Annotated in this window: 20 protein-coding genes; 14 read left to right on the forward strand and 6 right to left on the reverse strand. The window is 67.1% G+C overall.

The features are described from left to right. Positions 1 to 28: 28 nt before the first annotated feature. The 4 genes from thiL to ACZ9AQ_RS09965 all read left to right on the forward strand — a co-directional run bounded on the left by thiL (position 29) and on the right by ACZ9AQ_RS09965 (position 5,962). The gene (gene thiL / locus ACZ9AQ_RS09950) at positions 29 to 1,003 is read left to right on the forward strand and encodes a thiamine-phosphate kinase (RefSeq protein WP_429203597.1); all 975 of its coding nucleotides are present in this window, start codon (positions 29 to 31) and stop codon (positions 1,001 to 1,003) included. A gap of 176 nt (positions 1,004 to 1,179) precedes the next feature. Beyond that, a complete protein-coding gene (locus ACZ9AQ_RS09955) occupies positions 1,180 to 2,874 on the forward strand; it encodes a hypothetical protein (protein ID WP_429203598.1) in 1,695 nt (564 codons plus the stop codon). 155 nt (positions 2,875 to 3,029) lie between these two features. Beyond that, entirely contained in the window at positions 3,030 to 4,016 is a 987-nt protein-coding gene (locus ACZ9AQ_RS09960) for a glycosyltransferase (protein WP_429203599.1), read from the forward strand. An 83-nt stretch (positions 4,017 to 4,099) separates the two neighbouring features. Then, positions 4,100 to 5,962, forward strand: a complete 1,863-nt coding sequence (locus tag ACZ9AQ_RS09965) for a hypothetical protein (protein ID WP_429203600.1) — start codon at positions 4,100 to 4,102, stop codon at positions 5,960 to 5,962. Between the two features lie 37 nt (positions 5,963 to 5,999). On the opposite strand, the gene ACZ9AQ_RS09970 is transcribed toward ACZ9AQ_RS09965, so the two are convergent. Both ACZ9AQ_RS09970 and ACZ9AQ_RS09975 read right to left on the reverse strand, forming a co-directional pair. Further along, positions 6,000 to 8,621 (reverse strand): EAL domain-containing protein, encoded by a 2,622-nt coding sequence (locus tag ACZ9AQ_RS09970; RefSeq protein ID WP_429203601.1) that lies wholly within the window; start codon positions 8,619 to 8,621, stop codon positions 6,000 to 6,002. Beyond that, complete coding sequence (locus ACZ9AQ_RS09975) at positions 8,618 to 10,669, reverse strand: sensor histidine kinase, YfiR-like protein-associated (protein WP_429203602.1); 2,052 nt, start codon at positions 10,667 to 10,669, stop codon at positions 8,618 to 8,620. The genes ACZ9AQ_RS09970 and ACZ9AQ_RS09975 overlap by 4 nt, the downstream gene beginning before the upstream one ends. A 296-nt stretch (positions 10,670 to 10,965) precedes the next feature. On the opposite strand from ACZ9AQ_RS09975, the gene ACZ9AQ_RS09980 reads away from it, so the two are divergent. The 3 genes from ACZ9AQ_RS09980 to ACZ9AQ_RS09990 are packed head-to-tail and all read left to right on the forward strand — an operon-like array spanning position 10,966 to position 15,260. Further along, positions 10,966 to 11,448: a CinA family protein gene (locus tag ACZ9AQ_RS09980; RefSeq protein WP_429203603.1), complete on the forward strand. Its 483-nt coding sequence runs from the start codon at positions 10,966 to 10,968 to the stop codon at positions 11,446 to 11,448. Between the two features lie 6 nt (positions 11,449 to 11,454). Next, positions 11,455 to 12,408: a metallophosphoesterase family protein gene (locus ACZ9AQ_RS09985; RefSeq protein WP_429203604.1), complete on the forward strand. Its 954-nt coding sequence runs from the start codon at positions 11,455 to 11,457 to the stop codon at positions 12,406 to 12,408. Positions 12,409 to 12,422: 14 nt separating this feature from the next. Next, entirely contained in the window at positions 12,423 to 15,260 is a 2,838-nt protein-coding gene (locus tag ACZ9AQ_RS09990; RefSeq protein WP_429203605.1) for a M16 family metallopeptidase, read from the forward strand. Between the two features lie 179 nt (positions 15,261 to 15,439). Here the strand turns inward: ACZ9AQ_RS09990 and ACZ9AQ_RS09995 are convergent, their stop codons facing one another. Next, on the reverse strand, positions 15,440 to 16,189 hold the full coding sequence (locus ACZ9AQ_RS09995) for a maleate cis-trans isomerase family protein (protein ID WP_429203606.1): 750 nt from the start codon (positions 16,187 to 16,189) through the stop codon (positions 15,440 to 15,442). 105 nt (positions 16,190 to 16,294) lie between these two features. Beyond that, positions 16,295 to 17,251 carry a Bug family tripartite tricarboxylate transporter substrate binding protein gene (locus ACZ9AQ_RS10000; RefSeq protein WP_429203607.1) on the reverse strand — a complete coding sequence of 319 codons (957 nt, stop codon included), beginning with the start codon at positions 17,249 to 17,251 and terminating at the stop codon, positions 16,295 to 16,297. 248 nt (positions 17,252 to 17,499) lie between these two features. Between ACZ9AQ_RS10000 and ACZ9AQ_RS10005 the strand changes: the two genes are divergently transcribed. From ACZ9AQ_RS10005 to ACZ9AQ_RS10035, 7 genes are all read left to right on the forward strand, one after another. After that, positions 17,500 to 18,696, forward strand: a complete 1,197-nt coding sequence (locus ACZ9AQ_RS10005; protein WP_429203608.1) for a CaiB/BaiF CoA transferase family protein — start codon at positions 17,500 to 17,502, stop codon at positions 18,694 to 18,696. Further along, positions 18,693 to 19,631 (forward strand): hydroxymethylglutaryl-CoA lyase, encoded by a 939-nt coding sequence (locus tag ACZ9AQ_RS10010; RefSeq protein ID WP_429203609.1) that lies wholly within the window; start codon positions 18,693 to 18,695, stop codon positions 19,629 to 19,631. Before ACZ9AQ_RS10005 ends, ACZ9AQ_RS10010 begins: the two co-directional genes overlap by 4 nt. 58 nt (positions 19,632 to 19,689) lie before the next feature. Further along, positions 19,690 to 21,117, forward strand: coding sequence for a 3-isopropylmalate dehydratase large subunit (gene leuC / locus ACZ9AQ_RS10015; protein WP_429203610.1), 1,428 nt, complete (start codon positions 19,690 to 19,692; stop codon positions 21,115 to 21,117). Continuing rightward, on the forward strand, positions 21,117 to 21,755 hold the full coding sequence (leuD, locus tag ACZ9AQ_RS10020) for a 3-isopropylmalate dehydratase small subunit (protein ID WP_429203611.1): 639 nt from the start codon (positions 21,117 to 21,119) through the stop codon (positions 21,753 to 21,755). Before leuC ends, leuD begins: the two co-directional genes overlap by 1 nt. A 105-nt stretch (positions 21,756 to 21,860) precedes the next feature. Further along, entirely contained in the window at positions 21,861 to 22,778 is a 918-nt protein-coding gene (locus ACZ9AQ_RS10025) for a LysR substrate-binding domain-containing protein (RefSeq protein WP_429203612.1), read from the forward strand. 198 nt (positions 22,779 to 22,976) lie between these two features. Next, entirely contained in the window at positions 22,977 to 23,288 is a 312-nt protein-coding gene (locus ACZ9AQ_RS10030) for an ArsR/SmtB family transcription factor (RefSeq protein WP_429203706.1), read from the forward strand. Then, a complete protein-coding gene (locus ACZ9AQ_RS10035; protein WP_429203613.1) occupies positions 23,285 to 24,268 on the forward strand; it encodes a cation diffusion facilitator family transporter in 984 nt (327 codons plus the stop codon). Before ACZ9AQ_RS10030 ends, ACZ9AQ_RS10035 begins: the two co-directional genes overlap by 4 nt. A 34-nt stretch (positions 24,269 to 24,302) precedes the next feature. Here the strand turns inward: ACZ9AQ_RS10035 and cysK are convergent, their stop codons facing one another. Together cysK and ACZ9AQ_RS10045 are read right to left on the reverse strand one after the other, a co-directional pair. Continuing rightward, entirely contained in the window at positions 24,303 to 25,235 is a 933-nt protein-coding gene (gene cysK, locus ACZ9AQ_RS10040) for a cysteine synthase A (protein WP_429203614.1), read from the reverse strand. Positions 25,236 to 25,401: 166 nt separating this feature from the next. Next, entirely contained in the window at positions 25,402 to 25,935 is a 534-nt protein-coding gene (locus tag ACZ9AQ_RS10045; RefSeq protein ID WP_429203615.1) for an FKBP-type peptidyl-prolyl cis-trans isomerase, read from the reverse strand. Positions 25,936 to 25,972 lie beyond the last annotated feature (37 nt).

Consider the following 25,972-nt stretch of genomic DNA (forward strand, 5'->3'; position numbering starts at 1 on the left):
AGCCAACGCGGACGGTACAATCGCTGCCATGCTTTCCGAATTCGATCTCATCAAGCGCTTTTTCCAGCGCGAGCGCCAGGCCCGTCCTGACGTCGCGCTGGGCATCGGCGACGACTGCGCCCTGCTCGCCCCGACGCCCGCCCGCCAGATCGCGATCTCGTCCGACATGCTGGTCGAAGAGCGCCACTTCTTCGCCGGCGCCGATCCTGTAATGCTGGGTCACAAGGCCCTGGCCGTGAACCTGTCGGACCTGGCCGCGATGGGCGCGCGGCCTGTTGCGTTTACCTTGTCCCTGGCGCTGCCGCGGGCCGACGAGGCATGGCTCGACGGGTTCTCGCGCGGCCTGTTCGCGCTGGCCGATGCACACGGCTGCGAACTGATCGGCGGCGACACCACCAAAGGGCCGCTGAACATCTGCATCACCGTGTTCGGCGAAACCATTCCCGGCCATGCGCTGCGGCGCGCGCATGCGCGTCCCAGCGACGACATCTGGATCTCGGGCACGCTGGGCGATGCGCGCCTGGCGCTGGCCGGCTGCTGGAAAGAGCTCGAGCTCGATCCGGCGCTGCAGGCGCAGGCGGCGCCAAGGCTGCACATGCCCACGCCGCGCGTGGCCCTGGGCCTGGCGCTGGCCGAGGCGCCGATCGCACACGCCGCGCTCGACATCTCGGATGGCCTGGTGGGCGACCTGGGCCACATCCTGGCGGCCTCCGGCGTCGGCGCCACGCTCGACGTCGACGCGCTGCCGGCCGGCCCGGCGCTGGCGCGGCAAGACGTCGCCCTGCGGCGCCGCTTCACGGCGGCCGGCGGCGACGATTACGAGCTGTGCTTCACGGCGCCGGCGTCGCGCCGCGCGGCGGTGCTGGAAGCCGCGGCGGCGGCCGCCACGCCGGTCACCCGGGTCGGCACGATCGAGGCCACGCCCGGCCTGCGCCTGGTCGATGCCCACGGCGCGCCGCTCGACCTGACGCTATCGGGCTGGGACCATTTCAGAACTGCGTGAGTCATCGGTATCCTGTCAGGACAATCAGGTTCAACTGCCACCAAGAAAGTTGTATTATTGACAGGTGAACGCCGAACCCGGCGGTTTGCGTATGCGATGACCATTCGTAAAATGATGCCGGCCGGAACGATCGCAGCGGGCATGCCCCAAGCCGTCTCACACTGTCGAGAGAGACCATGCATCTCCTGAAGAACCCGATCGCCCGGAGGGAACCCTGGCTCGCGCGCCTCACCGGAATGCTGACCCAACCGCGCGTGGCCCTGGCCGCGGCCTGGATCGCGCCCATCCTGTTCGGCCTGCTGTCAGTGGCCATGGGGCAGGACAGTAACTGGGACCTGAAAAACTACCACTGGTACAACCCTTATGCCCTTCTCAACGACCGGCTCGACCTCGACATGGCCCCGGGCCAGTGGCAAAGCTATTTCAATCCGCTCATCGACGTTCCCTACTACCTGCTGAGTATTACCCTGCCCGGCCCCGTGGTCGGATTCCTGATGGGGTATGTGCACGGACTGAATTTTGTGCTGGTGATGGCCATCGCGCGCCGCATCGTGTCGGCAAGCGGCGGCATGCGTCTCCCCTTGCTGCTGGCCGTCGCGGGCGTGTGCGGTCCCGCTTTCCTGTCGCAACTGGGTAATACCATGGGGGACAACCTGACCGCGCTGCTGGTGCTGTCCTCGCTGCTGCTCGTGCTGCGCGGCTGGGATGGACTGCATGCCGCGACGGGTCGAACAATCGGGCTGATGGTGGTTTCCGGCTTGCTCATGGGTTTCGGGACGGGGCTGAAGCTGACCAATGGGCCGTATGCCGCGGCGCTGTGCATCGCCCTGCTGACGACGCCGGTGGCCTGGCGGCAGCGGCTGGCGCTTGCCATCACCCACGGTTGCCCCGTGCTCGCCGGCCTGCTGCTCGGCGCCGGCTATTGGTGGATGACGATGTGGGAACGCTTCGGCAATCCCCTGTTCCCGCAATTTAACAATATCTTCCGCAGCCCGTTGGCGCAGCACATGGGGGTGATCGACAACCACCACACGCCTCAAGGCATGCTCGAGACGGTGTTCTGGCCACTGGTGTTCGCGTTCGACGTCTCGCGGGTATCGGAGCTTGCGCTCAGGCTGGTGATCGTGCCGGTCGTGTACGTGCTCGCGCTGGCGTGCGGTGCGGCCTGGCTGCTGGGCCGAATGACCGGCCGGCCGGCGCACGCGCCGATGCCGGCGCGTGCGAGATTCCTCCTGGTGTTCGGCCTGGTGGCCTACCTGGCCTGGATGAAGCTGTTCGGCATCTACCGCTACCTGGTGCCGCTCGAACTACTGGCGCCGCTCATGGCGTGGATCCTGCTCCAGCGCCTGATGCCGCCTCGTACGGCAGCGCGCGTCGGTGGCGGGCTGCTGCTGGCCACGTCCCTCGCCGTCTTCCCCTTCGTGACATGGGGCCATGCCGACTGGGGTTCGCCGAATGTCAGCGTACAGGTGCCGCCCCTGGCGGCTCCCGCCGACACGGTTGTCTTTACCGCGCACGGGGATCCGCCAGTGGGCTGGCTGGCCCCCTTTTTCCCACCCGAGGTGCGCGTGATCTCGGTAACGGGCGCGTTCCCGGAGTCGCCTGCCTGGCTCGAGCGTATCCGGGCCGCCGCGACCGTGCGTCCGGGGCCGCATTACGTGATCCTGTCGACTTCGCCGGAAGGGTCGGCGGACAGCCCGCAACGCAGGCAGGCGATAGCGGACGAAGACCGCCTGCGCATGCAAGCCGCCAAGGAACAACTGGCGCGCTACCGCTTGCGGATCGACGACGGCGCCTGCAGGACGTACGCGGCCGCCATCGGTACGGCTTCCCTGCCGTACCGGTTCTGCCCGGTGGCGCTCGTACCCTGAGCCGGCCGTCTCCAGGGCCGCGCTTCAAGGGCCGCGCATCAAGCGCCGCGCTTCACCGGATTGCGACAGTACCTCAGAATTAGATCCCGACAGTTGGTTGACGTGCTATCAAGAAAGATATAATGACAGACTTAGCAATTGCCGAGCCATGTTCCATGAACTCCTTAGCCAGCCTGCAGCCCGGGACCGAGACGGAAATCCTGCGCAATGCGCCGCACATCGCCGTCGTCATCCCCTGCTATAACGAAGCGCTCACCATCGCCCAGTTGATCAAGGACTTCAATCAGTGCCTCCCCGAGGCACAGATATATGTCTTCGACAACAATTCCACTGACAATACCGCCGAGATCGCGCGTGGCGCCGGCGCCAACGTGCGCCGGGTCTCGATGCAGGGCAAGGGCAGTGTGGTGCGGCGGATGTTCGCGGACATCGAGGCCGATGCCTACATCATGGTCGACGGCGACGGCACCTATGACACCACGGTGGCGCCGCAGCTGGTCCAGAAACTCCTGGACGAAGACCTCGACATGGTGGTCGGCAGCCGCATCAGCACCGAGCAGGCCGCCTACCGTTTTGGCCACCGTTTCGGCAACAGCATGCTGACCGGCTTCCTGTCGCTGATCTTCGGCCGCACCTTCACCGACATCCTGTCCGGTTACCGCGTGTTCTCGCGCCGCTATGTCAAATCGTTCGCCGCGCATTCGTCGGGCTTCGAAATCGAGACCGAGCTTACCGTCCACGCACTCGAGCTGCGCATGCCGGTGGCCGAAGTCGACACCGCCTATGGCGCGCGCCCCGACGGTTCGGTCAGCAAGCTCAACACCTACCGTGACGGCATGCGCATCCTGCTCACCATCCTGCGCCTGTTCAAGTCCGAAAAGCCGCTCGGCTTCTATTCGATCGCCTTCGCCGTCTGCGCGCTGGCGTCGGTGCAGATGGCGATCCCGGTCTTCGCCACCTTCCTGGAGACCGGCCTGGTGCCGCGCCTGCCGACCGCATTGCTGTGCACCGCACTGATGCTGTTCGGCGTGATCCTGCTTGCTTGCGGCATCATCCTCGACGCCATCACCAAGTCACGGATCGAGCAGAAGCGCTTTCGCTACCTGGCTGTCGCCGCCTTCCGTTCCGGCCGGGGCGACTGACTCCGGCCGCTTGCCGGCCGGGGCGACGACTCCGGCCGCTTGCCGGCCGTTATTCCTCACTTCTCGAGCTTCGAGAGAATCGCATGCGTTTTCCAACTAATTTGCCCGCCAGGCTCGAAGCCTGGTTCCAGCGCCGCACCATGGCGCTGGCGCGGCCCGGTGCGCCAGCCGCCGCGGCCTGGATCGTGCCGGTGCTGTTCGGCCTGGTGTCGGTCTACCTTGGCCAGGACGAGAACTGGGACCTGCGTAACTACCACTGGTATAACGCCCATGCCCTGCTCAATGGCAGGCTCGACCTCGACATGGCGCCGGCCCAGTTCCAGAGCTACTTCAATCCGCTGATCGACGTTCCCTACTATGTGCTGAGCACGAACCTGCCTGGCCCGCTGGTCGGCTTTCTGATGGGCTGGGTGCACGGCCTGAACTTCATCCTGGTGCTGGCCATCGCCCGCCTCGTGATCGGCGATCGCGCCGACGGCGCACGCCTGCCGTTGCTGCTGGCCGGAGCCGGGGTCTGCGGCGCCGGCTTCCTGTCGCAGGTCGGCAATACCATGGGCGACAACCTGACCGCCCTGCTGGTACTGGGCGCGCTCCACATGGTCATGCGCGGCTGGGACGGCTTGTCCGAGCTGTCGGGCCGCACGGCCGGGATGCTGCTGGCGTCCGGCCTGCTCATGGGCCTGGGCGTCGGCCTGAAGCTGACCAATGCGCCGTATGCGGTGGCGCTGTGCCTGGCGCTGCTGCTGGTGCCGGCCTCCTGGCCTGCGCGCATCGGCTTCGCCTTCGTGCAGGGCTGCGGGGTCCTGGCCGGCATGCTTGCCAGCGCCGGCTACTGGTGGATCGAGATGTGGGAACGCTTCGGCAATCCACTATTTCCGCAATTCAACAATATCTTCAAGAGTCCGTTGGCTCAGCAGCTGGGAGTGATCGACAATTCCCACATGCCGCACGGTGTGCTCGAAGCGCTGTTCTGGCCCTTCGTGTTCATGGCGCAAGTCACGCGCGTGTCGGAAATCCCGCTCAAGATCGCCGTGGTGCCGCTGCTGTACGCCCTGGCGCTGGTGTTCGCCGCCGACTGGCTGCGTGGCCGCCTTGCGCGCAGGGCGGGCGCCGGCAGCGCTGCTTCCGCGCTGTCGACGCGCGCCTGCGGCCTGCTGTTCTTCGGCCTGGTCGCCTACCTGCTGTGGATGAAACTGTTCGGCATCTACCGCTACCTGGTGCCGCTCGAGCTGCTGGCGCCGCTGATGGTGTGGATCCTGGCCGAGCGCATCTTCTCGGCCGCCCGCGCCGCCCGCATCGGCGGCTGGCTGCTGGCCGCGAGCACGCTGGCCGTGTTTCCCTTCGTCTCCTGGGGCCATGCCGGCTGCGCTTCGCCGAACTTCAACGCCAGCGTGCCGCCGCTTGCCAGTCCGGCCGACACGATCGTGTTCACCGCCCACGGCGATCCGCCGATGGGCTGGCTGGCCACCTTCTTCCCGCATGAGGTGCGCGTGATCGCGCTGGCCGGCGGCTTCCCCGAGTCGCCAGCCTGGCTCGAACGCGTCCACGCCGCCGTCGCCGAGCGGCCCGGCCCTCATTACGTGATGCTGGCGGCCGCCCGGAGCGAAAAGGAAAACAGCCTGCAACGCAAACGCGCGCTGGTCGATGCACTCGGGCTCACCGACGACGCGGCCGGTTGCGCGCGCCTGGAGCGCCTGACACGACGCGGCCGCTTCCACGTCGACGTGCGCCTGGTGGACGCGCCGGGTCGCGCCTGCACGCTCGAGCTGCAGCAGCGCTACGTTGCCGATTTGCCGGAACAGGATCGCGCCCGTATGCAGGCGACCAGGGAAAAGCTGGCGCGCTACGGCCTGGCGGTCGACGCCGACGCTTGCCAGACCTATCTGGCAACGGTCGGCACGGCGCCCTACCCGTTCAGATTCTGCACGGTGACTGCCGCCAGGTAGTCGGTAGTCGACAGCTCTCACCTACCGGGACAGGTTCCTAGGCCGCCTCGCCCCGCTGGCCCGCCTCGCGCGGCGCCTTGCGGTCGTCATACGGTCCGTACGTCATCCAGTAATGCCGGAACGCGAGGCGGACGTTGTCGCGCAGCTGCTGGTCGTCCCACGGCTTGGTGTAGAAGCGGTAGATCGCGCCGCGGTTGATCGAATCGAGCACCGATTCCACCCCGGTATAGCCCGACAGGATGATGCGGATGGTTTCGGGGTACATCTCCTTGACCTTGCTGAGGAACTCGGTCCCGTTCATCACCGGCATGCGCTGGTCGCACAGGATCACGTGCACGCGGTACAGCGCCAGCAATTCGAAGCCCTCGGCCGGCGAGGACGCGGTCAGCACCCGGTAGCCGTCGCGCCGGAACAGGCGGTGCAGCGCGCTCAGCACGTTCGGATCGTCGTCGACCACGAGCAGGGTCTGCACCTTGTCGTCGACGGCCTGTTTCTCTTCCGGCTTGGCGCGGTTGGACACCACCATCTCGGCCATCTGGTCGGCCGGCAGCGCGCGCGAGAAATAAAAGCCCTGGATCTGGTCGCAGCGGTGGCGTCGCAGGTAGGCCATCTGGGCGCGCGTCTCGACGCCCTCGGCGATCACCTGCATGTGCAGGCTGTGCGCCATGCTGATGATGGCCAACGCGATGGCGGCGTCGTCCGGGTTGTTGACGATGTCGCGCACGAACGCGATGTCGATCTTGAGCTTGTCGATCGGGAAGCGCTTCAGGTAGGCCAGGCTCGAGTAGCCAGTGCCGAAATCGTCGATCGCGATCCGGATCCCGAGCGCCTTCAGGCGCGTGAGCACCTCGGTGGTGCGCTCGGCGTTCTGCATCAGCGCGCTCTCGGTGAGCTCCAGTTCCAGCAGCGCCGGCTCGACGTCGTGGCGCGCCAGCGCTTCGCGGATCACGCGTTCCAGGTCGCCCTCGACGAACTGGCGGCTCGACACGTTCACCGCCACCCGCACGTCGCGCACCCCGGCCGCGCTCCAGGCCGCGATCTGGCGGCAGGCTTCGTCGATGATCCAGTCGCCGACCCGCACCACCAGGCCCGTCTCTTCCATCACCGGCACGAATTCGGCCGGATACACCAGGCCGTAGCCGGGGCGGTGCCAGCGCAACAACGCCTCGGTGCCGGCGATGCGGCCGGTGTTCAATTCCATCTTGGGCTGGTAGTGCAGCACGAATTGCGCGTCTTCGAGCGCGCCGCGCAGGGCCAGCTCGAGGTCCAGGCGCGCCAGCACCTGCACGTTCATGCCGGCGGTGAAGAAGCGGTAGCCGTCGCGGCCGGCCTCCTTGGCGCGCACCATGGCGGTGTCGGCGTACTTGACCAGCGTGCCCGGGTCGGTCGTGTCGTCCGGGTACATGGCGATGCCGATGCTGGCCGTCAGCGCGGCCGGCTGGCCGTGCAGGTCGAACGGCAGGCGCAGGGCCTCGCGCACGTCGTTGGCCATGTTCACCGCGTCCTGCTGCTCGCGCGGCATGGTGAGGATCAGCGCGAACTCGTCGCCGCCCAGGCGGCCGACCGAATCGCGCACCCTCACGCAGCGCACCAGGCGCGTGCTGAACTGGCGCAGCAGCTCGTCGCCGCCGCGCGTGCCGAGCGTGTCGTTGATCACCTTGAAGCGGTCGAGCGTGATGCACAGGATCGCCACCCGCCAGTTCTTGTCCTGGGCCAGCTCGATGGTGTCGCGCAGGTTTTCGAAGAACAGGGTGCGGTTCGGCAGGCCGGTCAGGGCGTCGTAGCTGGCCGCATGGCGCAGGTTTTCCTGGGCCTGCAGGCGCTCGCTGATGTCGCGCGCCACCGCGATCAGCATGCGCTGCGCGCCGTGCGGGAGGTCGGGCTGTGACCCCTGGTCCTGCAGCTTCCAGCTGATCTCGACCGACACCGAGCCTTCGCCGCCGGCGCGCAGCAGCTCGGTCTCGACGATGTCGGCCTCGGACTCGGACGTGCCGTCGTGGGCGGCGCCGCCGCCCAGCAGGCGCTCGAGCTGGGTGCGCGTGGCCAGGCCCAGCGCCACCGGATCGATGCGCAGCAGCGCGTCGCGCGAAAAGCCCAGCATGCGGCAGGCGCCTTGCGACACGTCGACCATCGCCATGCTGGCGGTGTCGATCAGGAACAGCGCGTCGGGCGTGGCGTCCATCGCGCCGCGAAAGCGCGCCAGTTCGGCGGTGCGCTCGCGCACCTGGCGCTCCAGCTGGCTGCCGTAGTCGAGCGACTCGCGGTGCAGCAGGCGCACCTCGAGCAGGTTGCGGATGCGCGTCATCACCTCGACCGTGTCGAACGGCTTGCCGATGAAGTCGCGCGCGCCCGCCTCGAGCGCCGCCAGTTTCTTGTCCGGCTCGGCCGTCACCACCAGCACCGGCAGCCAGGAATCGCTTTCCAGCGGCTTCAAGGCTTCCATCACGTCGAAGCCGTCCATGCCCGGCATGTGCAGGTCGAGGATGATCAGGTCGAAGCGGTGCTTGAGGTGCAGCGCCACCACCTGGCGCGGATCGTAGGTGGAACTGACGTTCTCGTAGCCGGTGGTCTTGAGGAGGTATTCGAGCAGCTGCACGTTCACCGGCTCGTCGTCGACGACGAGGATGCGCGCGCGCCGGATGTCGGACGGGGAAATCATCTGGCCTTCCTTTCGCCTGGCAGGCCCGTCCCGGGCTGCTGCGCCAGCGTACTGTTGATCGCTTCAGTGAATTTGTCGATGTCGATCGGCTTGGTGAGATAGCGGCAAAAGCCCGCCGCCATGCCGCGCTCGATGTCGTGCGGCATGGCGTTGGCGGTCAGCGCGATCACGGGAATCCAGGTGGTCGCGGGATCGGCGCGCAGCTGGCGCAGCACCTCGAAGCCGCCCATTCCCGGCAGGTTCAGGTCCATCAGGATGGCGTCCGGGCGGTGCGCCCTGGCCAGCTCCAGGCCAAGGTGGCCGTCGGCGGCCGCCAGCAGGCGCAGGTCGGGCCGGAAGGCGAAGATCTGTTCCACCAGGCGCAGGTTGGCCGGGTTGTCCTCGACGTACAGCACCAGGCGCGGCGCGCATTCGGCGGACGGGGCGCCCGGCGCCGTCTCGGCCTGGGGGCCGCGCTCGGGCGGCGCCGAGGCCAGCGGCGCGGTGCTGGCCAGTTCGATCCAGAACACGCTGCCCACGCCCCGGCTGCTGGTGACGCCGATCTCGCCGCCCATCAGTTCCACCAGGCGCTTGGTCACCACCAGGCCGATGCCGGTGCCCTCGTGGGCGCCGGCTTCCTGGCCCAGGCGGTTGAACGGCTGGAACAGGTTGGCCAGCTGCTCCGGATTGAGGCCCAGGCCGGTGTCGCGCACCGACAGGCGCAGGCGCTGCGGCCCCGACTGCTCGCAGGAGACGACCACGGCGCCCTCCTCGCGGTTGTACTTGACCGCGTTCGACAGCAGATTGAGCAGCACCTGTTTCAGGCGCGTGCGGTCGGCCATCACCACCGCGCCGTCCACCTCCGGGAACAGCGCCCGCACCTTGCGCGTGGCGGCGATCGGCTCGATCATGGTGCGCACCTCGAGCAGCATGGTGCTCAGGGCCACCGGTTCCATCGACAGCGTGATGGTGCCCGATTCGACCTTGGCCAGGTCGAGGATCTCGTTGATCAGGGTGAGCAGGTGGCGGCCCGACTTGAGGATGTGGTTCGCGAATTCCTTCTTCTGCTCCAGGGTCGAGGGCAGCTTGTCGGAGGTCAGGATCTGGGCGAAGCCGAGGATCGCATTGAGCGGCGTGCGCAGCTCGTGGCTCATCGAGGACAGGAAGGCCGACTTGGCCTGGTTGGCGCTCCTGGCCTCCTCGTTGGCGTTGGCCAGTTCGGCGTTGGCCAGCGCCAGCTGCAGCGTGCGCTCGTCGACGCGCTGCTCGAGCTGCTCGTTCAGGCGCATCACTTCCTGCTGCGCGCGCGTGCGCTTCCCGGCTTCGCGCAGGATGGTGCTGTGCGAATCCTCGAGCTCACGGGTGCGGCCCTCGATCTCGGTCAGCATGGCGTTGAAGGAGTCGGCCAGCTCGGCCGCCTCGTCGTCGCCGACGCGCGGCGCGCGGCGCGAGTAGTCGCGCGTGGCCACCACTTCGCGCGCGATCTCGGTGATCGCCACCACCGGCGCCGTGATCACGCGTCCCAGGCGCCGCGTCAAGAGGTAGGCGATCGCCATCGCCAGCAGGGTCACCCCGGCTGCGATCGCGAGATAGTCGACGGTGCGCGCCAGCATCCGGTTCTCGGCGCGCAGCACGACGGTGCCGACCATGTCGCCATTGTCCACGATGGGCTGGCGCACCATCAGCTCCGCGCCGTCGTCGCGCGGCAGGCTCACCTCGGCAAGGCGCTGGGGAATGTCGCGCGCCGCGCCAGGCCGGGATGCGCCGGCGGCGGCATAGGAAGCGAACAGCTTGCCCTGGGCGTCGTAGATGGCCGCGGCGCGCACCAGGGGACTCGTGCGCAGCAGCGCCAGGTTCTCGTTGGCCAGGCGCGGATCGTCGAAGCTCAGCGCGGCGGACGTCATGTGGCCGACCAGTTCGGCCTGGGTAGAGAGATCGTTGACCAGGGCGCGGTGGTAACTGCGCAAGTCATAGCCGATCACGATGACGATCGAGACCAGCAGCGCGACGAACGTGGTCGTCATCACCACCACCACCAGCTTCTTTCGGATAGAGCGCTGGCGGCTCATGCTTCCTCCACGGGCCGCTCACGGGAACGCATGCGCGACATGTAAAAGTTCTAACAAAGACGAGAAATTGATCATTCCAGCATAGCAGCACGCTAGAGCTATGTGTCGCACGAAACATTTATTCGCCGACCTGGATGAGAATGCGGCTGGCACTGTAAACGTTCGCCTGCGGTTTGGGTAGCAATTTTTGAAACTTTGCCATGTCGCGCGCGCACGCAGCGCGCTAGAATGAAGCAAGTCCGACCGGCTTCCCGACGTGGCACCCGCCCGGCCGGCGGCTTGCAAAGGAGACCCCCGTGACGAACGAACTCATCGATCTTGCCCAGAAAGTCAGCGACGCCCTCGGCGCAAAAAATCTGATGCTGGCCACCGCCGAATCCTGCACCGGCGGCGGCATCGCCTACACGCTCACCGCCATCCCCGGCTCGGGCGACTGGTTCGACTGCGGCTTCGTGACCTATTCGAACACCGCCAAGAACGAGATGCTGGACGTGCCCGACGCCGTGATCGCGCAGTTCGGCGCGGTCAGCGAAGAGGTGGCCGCCGCCATGGCGGCGGGCGCCGTGGCCAACAGCAATGCCGACGTCGGCGTCTCGACCACCGGCATCGCCGGCCCGACCGGCGCCGTGCCCGGCAAGCCGATCGGCACCGTGTGCTTCGGCTGGGCGCGCGGCGACCATGTCCACACCGAACGCCTGGTGTTCCACGGCGACCGCCAGGCGGTGCGCGAGCAGTCCATCGCCCACGCCCTGCGCGGCATCCTGCGCTTGGTCGAGTAAGGATCCGTGGCGCTTCGCCGCCCGGCCGCGGGCGCCATCCTGCTGTCGCTGGCCTGCGCAGCGCGCGCTGCGTCCCCTGCGGCGCCCCCTGCAGTGCCCCATCCAGCGCCGGCCCACGCTTCATCCACGGCGCATACGGTCTACGCGGCCGGCGACATCGCGCGCTGCAGGCATCCCGACCCGCGCTGGTCGGGCGCCGCCACCACCGCGACCCTGGTCGAATGGGCGCTGCGCGCCGATCCGAAGGCCGTGGTGCTGACCCTGGGCGACCATACCTATCCCGACGGCACGGCGCGCGAATTCGCCGACTGCTACGGCCCGACCTGGGGGCGCTTTCGCGAGCGCACCTGGCCGACGCCGGGCAACCATGAGTACAACACCCGGGACGCCCTGCCCTATTTCGACTACTTCGGCGCGCGCGCGCGCGGGGTCGACGGCAATGGCTACTACAGCCTGCGGCTGGGCAGCTGGCTGCTCGTTTCGCTCAACAGCAACCTGAAGGGCGAACCGCACGCGGCCCAGCTGGCGTGGCTGCGCGCCGAGCTGGAAAGCAGCACCGCCTCTTGCACGCTGGCGTTCTGGCACCATCCTGCCTTCAGTTCCGGCGGCCACCTCGGCCCGGGGCGCATGACCGATGCCTGGGACATCCTGCACCGGGCCGGGGCCGAGCTGGTGCTGTCCGGCCACGACCACGACTACGAGCGCTTCGCGCCCCAGGATGCCCGGGGGCGGCTGGACCGCGCGCGGGGCCTCACCCAGTTCGTGGTCGGCACCGGCGGTGCCTACGCCACGCCTTTCCTGCGTATCCGGGATAATAGCGAGGTGCGCGAAGCCAGCTTCGACGGCGTGCTGCGTTTGCGGCTGCTGGCGGACGGCTATGAGTGGCAATTCCTGGCCGCCGAACCCGAGCGGGTGCCGGCCGGCGCGACGCTCGATCGCGGCACTGGTCGTTGTCATTGAATCATGGAGAGTATTTGAACATTCCCACCCTGATGGTCCCGGTGATGCTGGCCGCCGCTTCGGCGTCCGGCCAGGCCCAGGAGCCGCCCCTGGCGCCGGCATCGGCGCCGGTCCCGTCGATCGCCTTCGAAAAAACCGTGCTGCCCAACGGCCTGCAGCTGATCCTGGTCGAGGACAAGCGCCTGCCGATCGTGGCGGTCAACCTGTGGTACCACGTGGGCCCGGCCAACGAGGCGCCCGGCCTGACCGGCTTTGCCCACCTGTTCGAGCACATGATGTTCGCCGCTACCGGCCACATCCCGCGCGGCGCGGCCGACCGCCTGCTCGAAGGCGCCGGCGCGACCGACAGCAATGGCGGCACCGGCTTCGACAGCACCAGCTACTACGACACGGTGCCGAGCAACCAGCTCGAACTGGCGCTGTGGGTGCATGCCGACCGCATGGGCTTTTTGCTGGACGTGCTCGACCAGCAGGCACTGAGCAACCAGCAGGACGTGGTGCGCAACGAACGGCGCCAGACCGTCGAGGGCGAGCCGTACGGCCTGGTCGAGGAAGCCTTGCTGCAAACGCTGTTCCCCAAGAACCATCCATATGCGGCCTCGATCATCGGCTCGCATGCCGACATCCAGGGCGCGCGGCTGGAAGACGTGCGCGCATTCTTCACCAACTATTATGGCCCCAACAACGCCAGCCTGGTGATCGCCGGCGACATCGACAAGGGCAAGACGCGCGAACTGGTGCAGCGCTACTTCGGCACCCTGCGGCGCGGGCCGGACGTCGCGCGCCCGAAGGTGGTCACGCCCCCGATCACGGCCGAGCGCCGGGTCGTGGTGCGCGACCGGGTGGAGCTGCCGCGCGTGTTCATGGGCTGGCTGACACCGGCCGCCTTTCAGCCCGGCGACGCCGAGCTGGCGGTGGCCGCCGCCATCCTGGGCGGCGGCAAGTCGAGCCGCCTGTACAAATCGCTGGTGTACGAACGCCAGATCGCGCAGGACGTCTCGAGCACCCAGACCTCGCTGGCCTTGAGCTCGACCTTCGTGGTCGACGTCACCACGCGCGCCGGCCACACGCCGCAGGAACTCGAAGCGGCGATCGACGCCGAGCTGGAACGGCTGCGCCGGGACGGCCCGAGCGAGCGGGAAGTCGAGCGCGCCCGCAACAGCCTGGAGACGGCGCTCCTGGCGTCGCTCGAAAAACTCGGCGGCGACGGCCTGGCCGAGCAGCTCAACCACTACAACCTGTACACGGGCGATCCGGGCTACCTGGCCAAGGACCTGGCGCGCCTGCGCCGCATCGACGCCGCCGCCGTGCAGCGCGCGGTGCAGGCCTGGCTCGGGCCGGAGGCGCGCGCCGTGGTGACGGGCGTGCCCGGCAAGCCGAAGGTCGACGATCCGCGCGCGCCGAAATCGGCCAAGGCAGTCAAGGCGGCGGCGGCGCTGCCGCAGTCCGCCCAGGCTGCGCTCAACGAGGCCGAGCCGTGGCGCGCGACGCCGCCCGTGGCCGGCCCCACGCCGCAGGTGACCTTGCCGCGCGGCGACACCTTCAGGCTCGGGAACGGCCTCACCGTGATCCACCACCACAATCCGGCGCTGCCGCTGGTGTCGAGCCAGCTCGTCGTCAAGAGCGGCGGCGCGGCCAATCCGGTCGCGCTGCCGGGCCTGGCCGGCTTCACGGCCCAGATGCTGGAAGAAGGCACGGCCACGCGCAGCACCCTGGACATCGCGGACGAGATCGCGCAGCTGGGCGCCTTCATGGACGCCGGCAGCAGCGACGACGTGTCGACCGTGTCGCTGCTGACCCTGCGCGCGACCTTTGCCCGCGCGCTGGCGGTGGTGGCCGACATCGTCCAGCATCCGTCGTTCCCGCCGGCCGAGATCGAGCGCCAGCGGCAAGACCGGCTGGGCGCCCTGACGCAGCAGCGCGACGACCCGGAGACGGTGGCGGCGCTGGCCGCGGCGGGCGCCCTGTTCGGCAACGGCCATCCGAAGGCCTATGGCCAGCTGGGACTCGAACACGCGATCCGCGCCGCCACGCGCGAGGACATTGCCGGCTTCTGGCAGCGCCACTACGTGCCGTCCAATGCGGCGCTGGTGGTCAGCGGCGACATCACGCGGGCCGAGCTGGAAGCGCTGGCCGAGGCGCAGTTCGGCGCCTGGCCGGCGGCGCCCGCGCCCGCGCTGGCGCCGGCCGAGGCACGCCCGACCCAGGCGCGCCTGGTGCTGGTCGACCAGCCGGACGCGGCGCAGACGGCGCTGCAGGTGGCCTGCATGGGCCCCGCGCGCGACACGCCCGACTTCCCGGCCCTGCAGGTGATGAACGGCGCGCTGGGCGGCATGTTCTCGAGCCGGCTCAACAACAATCTGCGTGAAACCAGGGGCTATACCTACGGCATCTACTCGCACTTCGACTACGATCGCGCCCCGGCGCCGTTCGCGGTCGAGGCCAGCGTGCAGCAGGACGCCACCGGCGCATCGGTGCGCGAGATCCTGCGCGAGATCGCGGCCATGCGCGAGCAGCCCCTGTCGCAGGCCGAACTCGACGCCGCGCGCAACGCCCAGCTGCTGTCGCTGCCGGGCCAGTTCGAGACCAATGCCGACATCGGCGCCAGCCTGACCGAGCTGTTCGTCTACGACCTGGCGCCCGATTACTACGACGCGCTGGCGCGCAGGCTGGCCGGGATCGGCGCGGATGACGTCCTGGACGTGGCGCGCCGCTATCTCGATCCGGACCGCATGACCGTGGTCGCGGTCGGCGAGCGGCGCAAGATCCTTCCGCAGTTGCAAAAACTGGGACTGGGCCGGCCTGAAGAGCGCGACGACGACGGCCAGCCGCTGGACAGGCCACAACGCTGAACGACCGTGACGCCGACAATGAAGCCGCGAAGGCGGCGCGCAGAGTGAAAAGGAAGGGTAAGAAAAACCGCGTAGCGACTACGCGATCTTATGACTGTGGCTCATGAATAAAGACCAAATTTCATATGCTGCATTACTGAATTCGCGGGACCGTCCGAGCGAACGGCCCTGCGACACAATCAATATTTACCGGACAACAAGGCACCCGCGTTCGGGGCAATCCTCTGCAGGCCCAGCTTTTCCAGCATCTGATAGGTGGTGCAGGCCGCCGCCGACATCACCGGCAAGCCGATGCGGTCCTGGACCGGCTGGATCGATGCCAGCGACGGCATCTGCACACAGGCGGACAGGACCACCGCATCGCAGTTGGCGACATTGAGCCGCTTCGAAATCTCGATCAGGGCGTTCGGATCGCGTGCGCCGACGGCCAGGTTGTCGGCGATTTCGAGCGAAATGCAGTCGAGCACCTCGAAGCCTTCGTGCTGGATGTAGTCGACCACCAGTTCAGTCAGGGGTTTCATGTACGGCGTAATCACGGCAATCTTTTTGGCGCCAATCTTGCCCAGGCCATGCACCAGCGCGCCGGCACTGGTGACCACGGGCGCCGGCGCGTCGTTTTCCCTCGTGCGGCCATGCAGGCGCTCTTCGGACACGCGGTGGTAGCCGCGCCCCATGCTCATGATCGCCACCAGGCAGGCATAGCCGAGCACGTCTACCCGGGCATCGGACAGCTCCAGTGCGCAGCGGTCCGAATCGGCGTCCATCGCCGCAAGCTCTTCTTTCGTGACCTTCTTCATCCGCATGCGGCTCGAATGGAAGGTGAAGCGTTCCGGCAGGATGGCTTCGCGCGCGCGCAGCATGGCCGGAATCTCGGTTTCCATGGTGGTGTTACTGCTGGGGACGATCTGTCCGATACGATAGCTGTTCATGGTTTGATTTTTTTTAAATGCCTTGCAACATAAACCACCTGTGACAAGCCAGGCCTGTCACAGGCAGTACACGGGTGTCAATTTCAGGAAACGTTTTTCGCGCAATTAATTGAGCGTGATGTTGGCCTTCTTGATGACGTTGCCCCAGTAGTCAAGCTCCGTGTTCAGCAGGGTGCCCAGGCCGTTCGGATTCATGTAGCGCACTTCGACGCCCTGCGCTGCCGCCTGCTTCCTGGCTTCAGGCGTGTCGAGCGCCTGCTTTACGGCGTTGCTGATTTGCGTCACCGTGGCAGGCGGGGTGCCCGTCGGGGCAAACAGTCCCACCCAGGCTTCCAGCGTAAAGCTGGGCAAGCCGGCTTCGGCAGTCGTGGGGACGTTCGGCAACATCGGATGACGGGTCTTGCCGGCAATCGCCAGCGCCTTCAGCTTGCCCGACTGGACGTGCTGCATCACCGAAGGTGGCGTCGTGATGAATACCTGCACCTGTCCGGACAGCACGTCCGCGATCGCCTGGCCGGAACCTTTGTACGGCACGTGCAGCATGTCGGTGCCGGTCTGTTGCTTGAACAGTTCGGTCCCGATATGCGACAGCGAGCCATTGCCTTGGGACGCATAGGTGACCTTGCCGGGGTTCTTTTTCAGGTAGGCGACCAGCTCGGGCAGCGTATTGACCGGCAGCGAAGGATGGACCGCGACGACGTTGGTGGCGGTGACAAGCAGCGCGACCGGCGTGAAATCCTTCGGCGCCCACGGCATCTTCGCGAACAGCGCTGGATTGGCGGTGTGATACGCCGAATACGACACCAGCAGGGTCGCGCCGTCCGGGGCGGAGCGCGCCACCGCCTGATAAGCGATATTGCCGCTGCCGCCGGGGCGGTTGTCGACGACGACCGTATGCTTGAGCATTTGTGCAAGCGGCTGGCTGACCACGCGCGCCGCGGTGTCGACCACGCCGCCGGGCGGATTGGGGACGATCAGGGTGATCGGCCTGGACGGAAGCGTTTGGGCAAGTGCGGTGGATGAGGCAAGTAGCAACATGCTGCAGGCGAGTGTGCGCAACATCGTGAGTCTCCTGAATGTAATTGTTATGAATGACACCGTTCGCGACCGTGCTCCAGTTCGTCGACGGTATGGATGAAATCTACCGGTTTATGCGCGGTTTTGCATTCGTATTCACAGTGGGTCAGCCTTCTCAATTCACGAAGCCTTCGTAATCCACGAAGGCTCAATTGGCGATTTAGTGGTTCCACTCGCGCCGCGTTGCAAGCAAACTGAGTGCGCCATCTCCTATTCGAGCACGACCACCACCTATGACAAATCAGATTCTTTCCGGCATCCGGGTCCTGGAGTTGGGACAGTTGATCGCCGGGCCATTCGCCGCAAAAACCCTGGCCGACTTTGGGGCCGAAGTGATCAAGGTGGAAACGCCAGGCGACGGCGACCCCTTGCGCAAGTGGCGCATGTTGCACGAGGGCACCTCGGTCTGGTGGCAGGCGCAATCGCGCAACAAGCAATCGATCTGCATCGACTTGCGCACCCTCGAAGGACAGCAGCTGGTGCGCACGCTGGCGGAGTCGACCGATGTGCTGATTGAAAACTTCCGGCCCGGCACCATGGAAAAGTGGGGAATGGGATGGGAGGACCTGCATCGCATCAATCCGCGCCTGATCATGCTGCGCGTTTCCGGCTATGGCCAGGATGGACCGAAGCGCGACGAGCCGGGCTTTGCGGCGATTGCCGAAGCGATGGGCGGCCTGCGCTACATCACCGGCGAGCCGGGGCGGGTGCCGGTGCGCGCGGGGGTCTCCCTGGGCGATACGCTGGCGGGCCTGCATGGCGCTTTCGGGGTCCTGCTGGCGTTGTACCAGCGCGACGCCCGGGGCGGCACGGGCCAGATGATCGATGTCGCCCTGTACGAATCGGTATTCAACCTGACCGAAAGCCTGCTGCCCGAATACGCGGCGTTTGGCGCGGTCCGCAAGCCGGCCGGCGGCGCCCTGCCCGGTATCGCACCGTCGAATGCCTACCGCTGCCAGGACGGCGAGTACGTCCTGGTCGCCGGCAACGGCGACTCGATATTCAAGCGCCTGATGCTGCTGATCGGACGCTCCGACCTGGCCGAGGATCCGGGCCTGGCCCGCAACGACGGACGGGCCGGCCGCGCGGCCGAACTCGATGCGGCGATCGAAGCCTGGACCGGCACCCTCCCCATCGAAGCGGCGCTGGCGGGCCTCAAGCAGGCCGGCGTTCCTTCGGGACGCATTTACTCGGCCAAGGATATCGCCGAGGATGAGCACTACCGGGCGCGCGGCGTGATCGAAAAAGTGCGCAGCAGCGAAGGCCTGGAAGTCGACATTCCCGGCGTCATGCCGAAATTGTCGGGCAATCCCGGCGCGATCCGCGAGCGCGCGCCCAGCCTGGGCGAACACACCGAGCGCATCCTGGCCGGCGCCGGCCTTTCCGCGGACCAGATCGCGGCACTGAAGAAAAATGGGGTGGTATCGTGAGCCGCCGCCTGGAAATCAATGAGGTCTCGCCGCGCGACGGCTTGCAGATGGAGCGCAATAACGTGCCCACCGAAAGCAAGATCGCCTTCATCGACGCCTTGTCGGCCTGCGGCTTTGCCCGTATCGAAGTCACCTCGTACACCTCGCCCAAGGCCATTCCGACCCTGGCCGATGCCGAAGCCGTGATGGCCGGCATCGAGCGTGTCGCCGGCGTGAAGTACACCGCCCTGGTGCCCAACCTGCGCGGCATGGAGCGCGCCGTGGCCGGCCGCCCGGATGAAATCAACCTGGTCATGTCGGCCAGCGAAACCCATAACCGCGCCAACCTGCGCATGACGCGCGCGCAATCGCTGGCCACGCTCAAGGAAGTCATGCGCGCCGCCGAGGGGGCCGACCTGCCTTGCAACGTGTCGCTGTCGACCGCCTTCGGCTGCCCCTTCGATGGGGAAGTCGATCCGCAGGAAGTCATCGCGCTGGCCCGCGCGCTGGCCGATGCGGGCGCCGCCGGCATCACCGTGTGCGACACCACCGGCATGGCCTATCCGACCCAGGTCGCCAGCCTGTGCGAGCAGCTGCAGCAGGCGGTGCCGGGCGTGCCCCTGACCATCCATCTGCACAACACGCGCGGAATGGGGCTGGCCAATGCCCTCGCCGCGTTCAACGCCGGCATCGACCGCTTCGACGGCGCCTCGGGCGGCCTGGGCGGCTGCCCGTATGCGCCTGGCGCCAGCGGCAATGTCAGCACGGAAGAACTGGTACACATGTTCGACGCAATCGGGTGCCGCACCGGCGTCGGGCTCGATGCCCTGCTCGCGGTCGTCGGTTCCATGTCCGACCTGGTCGGCCGGCCGGTGTCGAGCCAGCTGGCGCAAGCCGGGCCGCGGCTGCGCCGCTTCGCGCCGCCATCCTGGCTGGCGGAAAAGTTTCCACAATAGGCCGCCGCCAACCAGCCGGGCAGTCAATTCATAAAAAAGTCGCAGGATGGAGGAGACCATGACACAAACGCTGTACGCACAAACGCTGTACGACAGGCTGTGGGACCGGCATGCGGTGCACGTCGAGGACGACGGCACGACGCTGCTGTATGTCGACCGCCATCTGCTCAACGAAGTCATGAGCCCGCAGGCATTCGAAGGCTTGCGCACGCATGGGCGCAAGGTGTGGCGCATCGCGTCGAATCTCGCGGTCGCCGATCACAATATCCCGACCACCGGCAGCCGTACCGACAGCGCCGGCATCGACGATCCGGTGTCGCGCCTGCAGGTCGAGACGCTGACCAAGAACTGCGGCGAATTCGCCATCACCGAAATCGGCATGACCGACAAGCGCCAGGGCATCGTGCACGTCATCGGACCCGAGCAGGGCATCACCCTGCCGGGCCTGAGCGTGGTGTGCGGCGACAGCCATACCAGCACCCATGGCGCCTTTGCCTGCCTGGCTTTCGGCATCGGCACCTCCGAAGTCGAACATGTGTTGGCGACGCAATGCCTGCTCGGCAAGAAATCGAAGAACATGCTGGTGCGCTTCGACGGCAGGCTGCCCGCGGGCGTCACGGCCAAGGACATGGCGCTGGCCATGATCGGGAAAATCGGCACCGCCGGCGCGACCGGCTACGCGATCGAGTATGCCGGCGATGCGGTCAGCGCCTTGTCGATGGAAGGCCGCATGACCTTGTGCAACCTGACGGTCGAAGCCGGCGCCCGCTGCGGCATGATTGCGGTGGACGACAAGACGATCGCTTACCTGGAGGGCCGGCCGCAGGCGCCCACGGGAGAGCAGTGGGAACGGGCGGTGGCCTACTGGCGCACCTTGAGGAGCGATGCGGACGCGGTGTTCGACCAGGTGGTGACGATCGACGTGTCGCAGATCAAGCCGCAGGTCACCTGGGGCACGTCTCCCGAGATGGTCAGCACGGTCGACGGCACGGTGGCCGATCCGGCACAGGAGCCCGATCCCGTCAAGCGGGCCGGCATCGAGCATGCGCTGGCCTACATGGGGCTGGCGCCCGGCACGCCGATCACCGACATCCACGTCGACGTCGTCTTCATCGGTTCCTGCACCAACGCGCGCATCGAAGACCTGCGCGCCGCCGCCGCCATCGTGCGCGGCAGGCGGGTGGCCCACAGCGTCGAGCTGGCCATGGTGGTGCCGGGTTCCGGGCTGGTCAAGCAGCAGGCCGAAGCCGAAGGACTCGATGTCATCTTCCGGGAAGCGGGATTCGAATGGCGCGAGCCGGGCTGCTCGATGTGCCTGGGCATGAATGCCGACCAGCTGCGGCCCGGACAACGCGCTGCCTCGACCTCGAACCGCAACTTCGAGGGCAGGCAGGGCGCCGGCGGGCGTACCCATCTGGTCAGCCCGGAAATGGCGGCCGCCGCCGCCGTCAAGGGACACTTTGTCGATATCAGGGAGTGGCATTGATGGAAAAGTTCACCACGCATGCAGGGCTGGCCGTGCCGCTCGATCGCGCCAACGTCGACACCGACGCCATCGTTCCGAAGCAGTTTCTGAAATCGATACGGCGCTCCGGTTTCGGCGTGAACCTGTTCGATGCCTGGCGCTACCTGGACATCGGCGAGCCGGACCAGGATTGCAGCACGCGGCCGCGCAATCCCGATTTCGTGCTGAACCAGCCGCGCTACCAGGGCGCGAGCATCCTGCTCGCGCGCGAGAATTTCGGCTGCGGCAGTTCGCGCGAGCATGCCCCGTGGGCGCTGGCCGACTATGGCTTTCGCGTCATCATCGCGCCTTCGTTCGCAGAGATTTTCTACAATAATTGCTTCAAGAATGGCTTGCTGCCGATTATTCTTGCGCAGCAAGAAGTCGATGACCTCTTCAACGCCTGCGACGGCACGCCCGGCTTCCGACTGGCCGTCGACCTGACAGCGCAAACGGTCGCCTGGCCGGGCAACGAGCGGGTCATCCGGTTCGAGGTGGATGCTTCCCGCAAGCACCGGTTGCTGCACGGCCTGGACGACATTGCACTGACACTCGGCCATGCCGACAAGATCAAGGCCTACGAAGCACGGCGCAGACAGGAGGAAGACTGGGCGTTTTAAGTTTGAGCTTGAGCTCGAGCTCGAGCCCAGCCGCTTGCGCTTGTGGCAGAATGCTGACTGTCGACAACATGGTGAGTCGAGATCAGTCATTCAGGGAGAGAGCTTGTGAACTATGCGCGGTTTGATCTGGTCACGCTCAACCTGTTCACCGAAATCGTGCGCACCGGCAGCATCACACGCGGTGCGCAACAGGCCAATCTCGCCATGGCCGCCGCGAGCAAGCGCATCTCGGACCTGGAAGCCCATCTGGGCACCCGGCTGCTGTACCGCCAGGCCAATGGCGTCACCCTCACCGAAGCCGGCCACGCCTGTTTCCAGCATGCGCTCGGCATTCTCCAGGATGTCGACAAGATGTCGGGCGCGCTGTCGGATTTCGCCGCGGGCAGCCGCGGGCAAGTCCGCATCTGGGCCAATACCTCGGCCATCACCCAATTCCTGCCCGACGACCTGACCCGGTTCCGGCGCGAACACCCGGGTATCCGCATCAGCCTGGAAGAACGCACCAGCGGCGACGTCGTGGCCGCGGTGCGTGAAAACCGCGCCGATATCGGCATCTTTGCCGACCGCACCGCAGCGGGCGACGTGGAAGTATTCGATTACCGCAATGACCAGCTGGTCCTGATCGTTTCCCGCGACCACCCGCTGGCCGTGCATCAAAGCGTGCAGCTCGCCGATGCACTGGACTACGAGTTCGTCAGCCTGTCGGAAGCGACTTCGCTTGCTGAACGGCTGCGTGCGGAATGCGGCCGCCTCGAAAAGCCCCTCAAGCTGAGCATCCAGGTGCGCAGCTTCGACGCGGTCTGCCGGATGGTGATGGCCGGCCTGGGCATTGCCGTATTGCCGTACCTGGCAGCCGAACCGCATGTGCGCTCGATGGGCCTGAAACTGATCACCCTGACCGACGACTGGGCCGAGCGCACGCTGCTGCTTGCGCTGCGCAGCACCCTGGCGCCGCCGGCGCCGGTCAGGCTGCTGGCCAGCGCCCTCAGTGCCGATGCGGCCAGGGCATTGAGCACGCGCTGAAGCGTTGCCGGGCAGGCGCCACCCCTGCCCCGGGCCGCGCTGCTGACGGTCTCGGGAGGCGGCGGGTCAAGCCCAAGGCCGCGCTTGCCGCGCGCGGCGATTTCGCCTAACATATGAACATCTATTCACATGTTGGAGCTACAGTTGACGACCGAGTTGACCAGTCAGTTGACGAGCGCGACTGCGCCTGCCCAGCCGATCGCCCCGCCGCCCGACGAGGCGATCGGCCAGCTGGCCGATCTGTTCCACCTGCTGGGCGACCCGACCCGGCTGCGCATCGTGCTCGCCTGCCTGGCCCAGCCGACGGCGGTGGGCGACATCGCGGCCGGCCTGACCTTGTCCAGTTCGCTGGTCAGCCACCACCTGCGCCTGCTGCGCGCGGCCCGCGTCGTGAAGGCCGAGCGCCACGGCAAGCAAGTCTTCTATTCGGCTGCCGACGCCCACATCAGCAGCCTGCTCTCCACCATGTTCGAACACATCGCCGAACCCGCCACCGGAATGGACGCATGAGCCAAGCACACGACCACCAGCACACCCACCGCGACCACGACCATGGTCACGATCACGGCCATTCCCATGGCTTCGGCCACCATCACCACCACCACCTGCCCTCGCCCGACGGCCACGGCCGCGCCTTCGCACTGGCGATCGCCCTGAACCTGGCCTTCGTCATCGTCGAGTTCACCTACGGCTTCATCGCCCACTCCACCGCGCTGATGGCCGACGCCGGCCACAACCTGTCCGACGTGCTGGGCCTGGTGCTGGCCTGGGGCGCCGCCCTGCTGGCCAAGAGCGCGCCCAAGGGCCGCTACACCTATGGCCTGCGCGGCTCGTCGATCCTGGCGGCGCTGGGCAACGGCCTGCTCCTGATGGTGGCCTGCGGCGCCATCGCCTGGGAAGCGGTGCAGCGCATCGCCGAGCCGGCGCCGGTGGCGGGCGCCACGGTCTCGATCGTGGCCGCCATCGGGGTCGTCGTCAACGGCTTCTCGGCCTGGCTGTTCCTGGCCGGCAGCAAGGGCGACCTGAACATCCGCGGCGCCTACCTGCACATGGCGGCCGACGCCGCGCTGTCGCTGGGCGTGGTCATTTCAGGGCTGGCGATCATCTATTCGGGCTGGACCTGGATCGATCCGGTCGTGAGCCTGGTGATCGTGGTGGTGATCGTGATCGGCACCTGGTCGCTGCTGCGCGAGTCGGTGCAACTGTCGATGGCTGCCGTGCCGCCGAACGTCGACGCGGACAGGGTGCGCGCCTACCTGGCCGGCCAGCCCGGCGTGACCGCAGTGCACGACCTGCATATCTGGGCCATGAGCACGACCGAGACCGCGCTCACCGCCCACCTGGTGATACCAGGCGGCTACCCGGGCGACGCGGCGCTCGACGCCATCGCGCACACGCTGCGCAATGACTATGCGATCCACCATTGCACGCTGCAGGTGGGACAGGGAACGATCCATCACCACTGCGCCTTGCAGCGCCACGCGCACTGACGGGCACGCACTGACGAGCACGCATTGACGTCAACTATCCCGCCAGGTTGGCGTACAGGGCCGTGCTGAGGTAACGCTCGCCGAACGAGGGAATGATGACGACGATCAGCTTGCCGGCGTTCTCGGGCCGGCGCGCGACCTCGATCGCGGCCCACAGCGCCGCGCCCGACGAAATGCCGACCAGCAGCCCCTCCTCGCGCGCCGCGGCGCGCGCCGTCGCGAAGGCATCCTCGTTCTTCACGCAGATCACTTCGTCGTACGACGCGGTATTCAATACCCGCGGCACGAAGCCGGCCCCGATGCCCTGGATCGGATGCGGGCCCTTGGTGCCTTTCGACAGCATCGGCGAAGCTTCGGGCTCCACCGCGATCGCCCGGAAACCGGGGCGGCGCGGCTTGATGGTCTCGCTCACGCCGGTGATGGTGCCCCCGGTGCCCACGCCCGCCACCAGGATGTCGATCCTGCCGTCGGTGTCGCGCCAGATTTCCTCGGCCGTGGTGCGGCGGTGCACCTCGGGGTTGGCGGGGTTGTTGAATTGCTGCGGCATGAAGGCGTGCGGATCGTTCGCGACGATCTCTTCGGCGCGCCGGATCGCGCCCAGCATGCCCTCGCTGCCGGGCGTGAGCACCAGCTCGGCGCCATAGGCGCGCAGCAGCATGCGCCGCTCGCTGCTCATGGTCTCGGGCATCACCAGTTTGCAGCGGTAGCCGCGCGCCGCGCACACCATCGCCAGCGCGATGCCGGTATTGCCGCTGGTAGGCTCGACGACGGTGGTGTCGGGGGTGATGAGGCCGGCCGCCTCGGCGGCCTCGATCATGGCCAGGCCGATGCGGTCCTTGACGCTGTGCGCGGGATTGTGGAATTCGAGCTTGCCGACCAGGTCGGCCTTGCTCCCCGCCGCCAGCCTGCGGATGCGCACCAGCGGGGTATTGCCAATCAGTTCAGTGACATCGTTCGCGATTCTCATTACCGCCTCCGTTGCCGAATTGTTGACGTTAGGGCACCGCGAAAAACCTGCTGCGCGTTGCAGTTTTGGTCTGCGATGCTCGCTGTACTCTAGTACAGCTGCGCTTCTCGACCTGCGCGGCCCGACCAAAACTGCCGCCGCTCGCGACGGTTTTTCGAGGTGCCCCTTACTTGACGTCCAGCAGCTCCACGTCGAAGATCAGGTCTGAATCCGGCGGGATCACGCCGCCGCCCGCGCCGCGCTTGCCGTAGGCCAGCGCGCTCGGGATGATCAGGGTGCGCTTGCCGCCGACCTTCATGCCGGCCACGCCCTGCTCCCAACCCTTGATCACGCGGCCCGCGCCGAGCTGGAACTCGAGCGGCTCGCGGCCATTGTCGAGCGACGAGTCGAACTTGCGTCCGCGCTGCTGCCGGGCCAGCGGCTTGTGGAACCAGCCGGTGTAGTTGACCACGACATTGCTGCCCAGCGTTGCTTCCTTGCCCTTGCCGACCACGCGGTCGACGATCTCGACCTGGGGCACGGGCGCTTCGGCCACCGGCGCCGGGACCTGGTTCTCCGGCGGCGCGACCGGCGGCGTGCTCGACTGCTGCACGTCCGGCGGCGGCTGGGTGGTCGGCTTGCTGGCGTCCTGCGCGCCTTCCTGCGCATGGACGCTCGCGGCGGCCAGCAGCAGGGCGATGAATGCGGATCGACGAATCATGTGTTCTCTTTCAAGAGTGGGCAACCGGCCGGTTGCA

The sequence above is a fragment of the Massilia sp. UYP34 genome (assembly GCF_056279385.1).